Source organism: Micromonospora phytophila, from assembly GCF_023656545.1.
In the GTDB taxonomy this organism is placed as follows: Bacteria; Actinomycetota; Actinomycetes; order Mycobacteriales; family Micromonosporaceae; genus Micromonospora; species Micromonospora phytophila.
The window spans coordinates 1-6,213 of sequence record NZ_JAMOKF010000321.1 but is presented as its reverse complement, the minus strand read 5'-3'; the positions used below and the strand labels follow the sequence as shown (position 1 = coordinate 6,213).

General features: G+C 72.6%; 6 protein-coding genes. 4 read left to right on the top strand and 2 right to left on the bottom strand.

The features are described 5' to 3' along the window. A partial coding sequence (locus tag NCC78_RS26140) for a Rieske (2Fe-2S) protein (RefSeq protein ID WP_250797788.1) occupies positions 1 to 421 on the top strand: 421 nt, incomplete at its 5' end. A 168-nt stretch (positions 422 to 589) separates the two neighbouring features. Next, positions 590 to 2,572: an excinuclease ABC subunit UvrC gene (gene uvrC / locus NCC78_RS26135; RefSeq protein ID WP_250797787.1), complete on the top strand. Its 1,983-nt coding sequence runs from the start codon at positions 590 to 592 to the stop codon at positions 2,570 to 2,572. A 12-nt stretch (positions 2,573 to 2,584) separates the two neighbouring features. Here the strand turns inward: uvrC and recQ are convergent, their stop codons facing one another. Next, the gene (recQ, locus tag NCC78_RS26130) at positions 2,585 to 4,429 is read right to left on the bottom strand and encodes a DNA helicase RecQ (protein WP_250797786.1); all 1,845 of its coding nucleotides are present in this window, start codon (positions 4,427 to 4,429) and stop codon (positions 2,585 to 2,587) included. Between the two features lie 141 nt (positions 4,430 to 4,570). Then, the gene (locus tag NCC78_RS26125) at positions 4,571 to 4,915 is read right to left on the bottom strand and encodes a hypothetical protein (protein WP_250797785.1); all 345 of its coding nucleotides are present in this window, start codon (positions 4,913 to 4,915) and stop codon (positions 4,571 to 4,573) included. 261 nt (positions 4,916 to 5,176) lie between these two features. On the opposite strand from NCC78_RS26125, the gene rapZ reads away from it, so the two are divergent. Both rapZ and NCC78_RS26115 read left to right on the top strand, forming a co-directional pair. Continuing rightward, a complete protein-coding gene (rapZ, locus tag NCC78_RS26120) occupies positions 5,177 to 6,073 on the top strand; it encodes an RNase adapter RapZ (protein ID WP_250797790.1) in 897 nt (298 codons plus the stop codon). Further along, positions 6,070 to 6,213: 2-phospho-L-lactate transferase CofD family protein (locus NCC78_RS26115; RefSeq protein WP_250797789.1), on the top strand; the 144-nt coding region annotated here is incomplete at its 3' end. The genes rapZ and NCC78_RS26115, both read left to right, overlap by 4 nt.

Here is a 6,213-nt window from a genome sequence, read left to right as displayed (position 1 = left end):
CGCGGGCGCGCTCGGCGCGGCCGTGGTCCTGTCCGCCTGCGGCAGTGACGACTCCGGCGCCGGCGCTGCCCCGACCAGCGGCGGCCCGGCGGTCACCAGCAGCGGCGACGCCGGCGGCGGTGACCGGGAGGGCGCGCAGTCGCTGGCCCGCACCACCGACATCCCGGTCGGCGGCGGTGCGGTCTTCGCCGCTCAGGGGATCGTGATCACCCAGCCCCGGGCGGGGGAGTTCAAGGGCTTCGACCCGATCTGCACCCACCAGGGCTGCCCGGTGTCGAACGTCGACGGCGGCACCATCAACTGCACCTGCCACTTCAGCAAGTTCTCAATCGAGGACGGCTCGGTCAAGGGCGGCCCGGCCACCAAGCCCCTCGCGACCAAGCCGATCAAGGTCACCGGCGACCGGATCTCGTTGGCCTGAGCCGACCGACCGCGGCCGGTGGCCGACCGGGCCACCGGCTGGCGTGAGTGCCTCGATCCGGGGCCCACCGGCTGGCGTCAGCGTGCCCCCGGCGGGCGTCACGGCCCTGCTCCGCCCGACGCATCGAGTCGTCCGGGGGTGTCGGTGGTCCGGGCTAGGCTTGCTGCCGTGGCTGACCCCTCGACCTACCGTCCCGCACCCGGCACCATCCCGGAGTCACCGGGGGTCTACCGCTTCCGCGACGGCACCGGCCGGGTGATCTACGTCGGCAAGGCGAAGAACCTGCGCAGCCGGCTCAACTCCTACTTCGCCGACCTGTGGGGGCTGCACCAGCGCACCCAGCAGATGGTCACCACCGCCGAGTCGGTGGACTGGGTCACGGTCGGCACCGAGGTCGAGGCGCTCCAGCTCGAATACACCTGGATCAAGCAGTACGACCCGCGCTTCAACGTCCGCTACCGCGACGACAAGTCGTACCCCTACCTGGCGGTCACCCTCGACGAGGAGTTCCCCCGGTTGCAGGTGATGCGGGGCGCCAAGCGCAAGGGGGTGCGCTACTTCGGGCCCTACTCGCACGCCTGGGCGATCCGCGAGACGCTCGACCTGCTGCTGCGGGTCTTCCCCGCCCGCACCTGCTCCGCCGGGGTATTCAAGCGGGCCGGCCAGGTGGGCCGCCCCTGCCTGCTGGGCTACATCGGCAAGTGCTCGGCGCCCTGCGTCGGCAGCGTCTCCGCCGAGCAGCACCGCGACATCGTCGACGCCTTCTGCGAGTTCATGGCCGGGCGCACCGACACCATGGTCCGCCGGCTCGAACGCGAGATGACCGACGCGAGCGAGCAGTTGGAGTTCGAGCGGGCCGCCAAGCTGCGCGACGACGTGGCCGCGCTGCGGCGGGCGATGGAGAAGCAGACGGTCGTGCTCGGCGACGGCACCGACGCCGACGTGGTCGCGTTCGCCGACGACCCGCTGGAGGCGGCCGTGCAGGTCTTCCACGTCCGTGACGGCCGGGTGCGCGGCCAGCGCGGCTGGGTGGTGGAGAAGACCGAGGAACTCAGCACCGGCGACCTGGTGCACCACTTCTGCACCCAGGTCTACGGCGGTGAGCAGGGCGAAGCCGACGTGCCCCGGGAACTGCTGGTCCCCGAGCTGCCCGCCGACGCCGACGCGCTGGCCGACTGGCTCTCCACCCACCGGGGCAGCCGGGTGTCGCTGCGGGTGCCGCAGCGCGGCGACAAGAAGTCGCTGCTGGAGACGGTGGAACGCAACGCCAGGGACGCGCTGGCCCGGCACAAGCTGCGCCGCGCCGGCGACCTGACGACCCGGAGCAAGGCGCTCGACGAGATCACCGAGGCGCTCGACATGCGCACCTCGCCGCTGCGTATCGAGTGCTTCGACATCTCCCAGATCCAGGGCACCGACGTGGTGGCCAGCATGGTCGTCTTCGAGGACGGGCTGCCCCGCAAGAGCGAATACCGCCGCTTCATCATCCGGGGCGCCACCGACGACCTCTCGGCGATGTCCGAGGTGCTGCGCCGCCGCTTCGCCCGCTACCTCGACGCCCGGGCGGAGACCGGTGAGGCGGGCGTGGAGCCGGCCGACGACCCCGACGCTCCGGCGGGGCAGGCCGGCGCCGACGAACCCCGCATCGGCGCCCTGGTCGACCCGACCACCGGGCGGCCACGCAGGTTCGCGTACCCGCCGCAGCTGGTGGTGGTCGACGGCGGCGCGCCGCAGGTCGCGGCGGCGGCCCAGGCCCTCGCGGAGCTGGGCATCGACGACGTGGCGCTCTGCGGGTTGGCCAAGCGACTGGAGGAGGTCTGGCTGCCCGACGACGAGTTCCCGGTCATCCTGCCGCGCACCTCGGAGGGGCTCTACCTGCTGCAACGGGTCCGCGACGAGGCACACCGCTTCGCCATCACCTTCCACCGGCAGCGGCGCTCCAAGCGGATGACCGAGTCGGCGCTGGACAACGTTCCCGGCCTGGGGGAGGTGCGGCGCAAGGCGCTGCTGCGGCACTTCGGCTCGCTGAAGCGGCTCTCCGCGGCCAGCGTCGAGGAGATCACCGAGGTGCCCGGCGTCGGGAAACGCACCGCCGAGGCGATCCTCGCCGCGCTGACGGGCGCCGGTCAGAAGACTCCCGCGGCCGACTGACCGCGCCGGCGGTCAGGACTGCTCGGCCAGCACGGTGAGGATCTGCTCGCCGTACTTGGCGAGCTTGTTCTCCCCGACGCCGTTGATCCGGGACAGCTCCGCCAGCGACCCCGGCGCCTCGGTGGCGATCTGCCGCAGCGTCGCGTCGTGGAAGATCACGTACGCCGGCACGCCCTGCTCCTTGGCGCTCGCCGCCCGCCAGGTACGCAGTCGGTCGAACAGCGACGCGGCCTCCGGGGCCAGCTCGGCGACCACCGTGGCCGCGCCGCGCGGCTTGGCCGACCGGGTGGACGCGGGCCGCTCCGGCTCCCGGCGCAACGTCACCGTGCGGCGGCGGCCCAGCACCTCGGCGCTGGCCTCGGTGAGCGCCAGCGTGCCGTAGTCGCCCTCGACCGCGAGCAGCCCCTCGGCGAGCAGTTGGCGGACCACACCGCGCCACTCGGCCTCGCGCAGCTCGCCGCCGATGCCGAAGACGGTCAGCGAGTCGTGGCCGTGCTGGGTGATCTTCTCGGTCGTCCGGCCGAGCAGGATGTCGACGCAGTGCCCGGCGCCGAAGCGCTGGTTGCGTTCCCGGTCGAGCCGGAAGACGGTGGAGAGCAGCTTCTGCGCCGCGACGGTGCCGTCCCAGGACTCCGGCGGGGTGAGGCAGGTGTCGCAGTTGCCGCAGGCGGCCGTGGCACTCTCGCCGAAGTAGTCGAGCAACTGGGCCCGGCGGCAGCGCACCGTCTCGCAGAGCGCGAGCATCGCGTCGAGGTGGGCGGCGAGGTTGCGCCGGTGCGCCAGGTCCCCGTCGGAGGTCTCGATCATCTTGCGCTGCTGCACGACGTCCTGGAGCCCGTACGCCAGCCAGGCCGTCGACGGCAGCCCGTCGCGGCCGGCGCGGCCGGTCTCCTGGTAGTAGCCCTCGACGGACTTCGGCAGGTCGAGGTGGGCGACGAACCGGACGTCCGGCTTGTCGATGCCCATGCCGAAGGCGATGGTCGCGACCATCACGAGGCCCTCGTCGCGCAGGAAGCGCTGCTGGTTGGCCGCGCGGGTCGCGGAGTCCAGGCCGGCGTGGTAGGGCAGGGCGGCGATGCCGTTGGCGGTGAGGAACTCGGCGGTCTTGTCCACCGAGGCGCGGGAGAGGCAGTAGACGATGCCGGCGTCGCCGGGGTGTTCGTCGCGCAGCAGGCTGAGCAGCTGCTTGCGCGGCTCCCGCTTGGGCACGATGCGGTACTGGATGTTGGGCCGGTCGAAGCTGGCGACGAAGTGCCGGGCGTCGGTGAGCTTGAGCCGGGTGGCGATCTCGGTGCGGGTGGCGCTGGTCGCGGTGGCGGTGAGCGCGATCCGTGGCACGTCCGGCCAGCGTTCGTGCAGCATCGACAGGGCGAGGTAGTCGGGGCGGAAGTCGTGCCCCCACTGCGACACGCAGTGCGCCTCGTCGATCGCGAACAGGCCGATCCTTCCCCGGTCGAGCAGCTGCTGCACCGCCCGGGTGCCCAGCGCCTCGGGGGCGAGATAGAGCAGGTCCAGCCCACCGGCGACGAACGCCCGCTCCACCGTGCGGCGGGCGTCGAGGTCCTGGGTCGAGTTGAGGAAGCCGGCGCGGACGCCGACGGCGGTCAGCGCGTCGACCTGGTCCTGCATCAGCGCGATCAGCGGGGAGACGACCACGGCCACGCCGTCGCGAACCAGCGCGGGGATCTGGTAGCACAGCGACTTGCCACCACCGGTCGGCATCAGCACCAGGGCGTCGCCGCCGGCCACCACGTGGTCGATGACCTCCTGCTGGAAGCCGCGGAAGGCGTCGTAGCCGAACACCCGGCGCAGCACGCCCAGCGCGTCGTCGGTACGCAGGTCGGTGGGGGAAGCCATCCGGGGAGTCTACGAGCCGCTGCCGACACCCGGGCGCCGCCGACCCGCCGGGGCCGGCGGCCACCCCCGCGGACCGGGGTGGCCGCGGGTGGGCTGCCCACCCCGGCCGGCCCTAGTGGCAGGCCCGCCGGGGGTACGCGGTCAGCCGGGCTGGACGGACCGGTTGGCCAGCCCGCGCGGCGGGGCCTTCATCCCCACCACAATGTCGACGATCTCGATGTAGCGGGCCTTGCTCCCCATCCGGAACGCGGTGGCCGCCGCGTTGATCTCCTCCAGGGTGTCCGCCTCGACCATGGTCACCTGGTCGTACCTGCCGTTGACGCCGGTGCAGACCACGTGGGTGAGCTGCTTGGCGAAGCGGCCCAGGTCCCGGGCGTGCTCGGCGGACACCTCGTGGATGCCCTCCCGGCCCAGGGCGAAGTACTCCGGACTGATCCTCATGAACAGGAAACCGACGTATTTGTTCTTCTCCGCCAGATCGTGCATTCGCACCCTCCCACTCTCCGGCCGCCACCTGGGGCGATCACAGAGAGGGTATTGACGGCTACTGATCGTCATCAAGGTCTGCGACTGTCGGGAGCACGACCGGTCCGCCGCCCACGTCCCCCGCCGGGGCGGGCGTACGCCGACCTACCGGGCCGCGCGGGATAGAGTCGCTGACTGACCAGTGCGCGGTCGGCAGGAAACGACCGCGGCGCCATGGCTTGGGGGTAGCGGGTGAGCGAGGCGCGTACGGCCGAGGACCGGATCGGACCCACGGGGGGACAGCCGGCCCCGACGGAGTCGGAGACGACCCTGGTGGTGGTCACCGGGCTCTCCGGCGGGGGCCGCAGCACGGTGGCCCGGGCCCTGGAGAACGTCGGCTACTACGTGGTGGACAACCTTCCCCAGGCGCTCATGCTCGACATGGCCGAGCTCGCGTTCAAGGCGGGCGGGGCGGCCCGGCGCACGGCGATGGTGCTGGACGTGCGCTCGCGCGCCTTCTCCACCGATCTTGCCGGGGCGATCCGGGAGTTGAAGGACCGCGGCTTCTCGCCCCGGGTCGTCTTCGTCGACGCCGACGACGAGGTGCTGATCCGGCGCTTCGAGAGCGTCCGGCGTTCGCACCCGTTGCAGGGCGACGGGCGGCTCGCCGACGGCATCGCGGTCGAGCGGGGCCTGCTGGAGGAGGCCCGCGACCAGGCGGACGTGATCATCGACACCAGCCACCTGAACGTCAACCAGCTCCGCCGGCGCGTCGAGGAGCTCTTCGGCGGCGAGGACGCCCGCCGGCTGCGGGTCACCGTGCTCTCCTTCGGCTTCAAGTACGGCCTGCCGCCGGACGCCGACTTCGTGCTCGACGCCCGGTTCCTGCCCAACCCGTACTGGGTGCCGGAGCTGCGCGAGCACACCGGGCGGGAGGAGGCGGTCAGCTCGTACGTGCTGGGCCAGGAGGGCGCGGACGCCTTCGTCGCCTCCTACGCCGACCTGGTCAACGCCACCACCACCGGCTTCGAGCGGGAGGGCAAGCGGTACCTGACCGTGGCGGTGGGCTGCACCGGCGGCAAGCACCGCAGCGTGGCCATCGCCGAGGAACTGTCCGCCCGGCTGCGCCACTCCGGTCTCGCCGCCAACGCCCAGCACCGGGACCTGGGGCGGGAATGACGGCGACGAAGGTGGTCGCCTTCGGGGGAGGGCACGGGCTGTCCGCCTCGCTGCGGGCGTTGCGCCGCTGCGCCCCCGAGATCGACCTGGACATCACCGCGGTGGTCACCGTCGGCGACGACGGCGGCTCCAGCGGCCGG

What these genes read in the sequence shown, in the direction of transcription:
- NCC78_RS26125 (WP_250797785.1), bottom strand. Translation starts at nt 4,915, where the DNA reads ATGCACGATCTGGCGGAGAAGAACAAATACGTCGGTTTCCTGTTCATG.
- recQ (WP_250797786.1), bottom strand. Translation starts at nt 4,429, where the DNA reads ATGGCTTCCCCCACCGACCTGCGTACCGACGACGCGCTGGGCGTGCTG.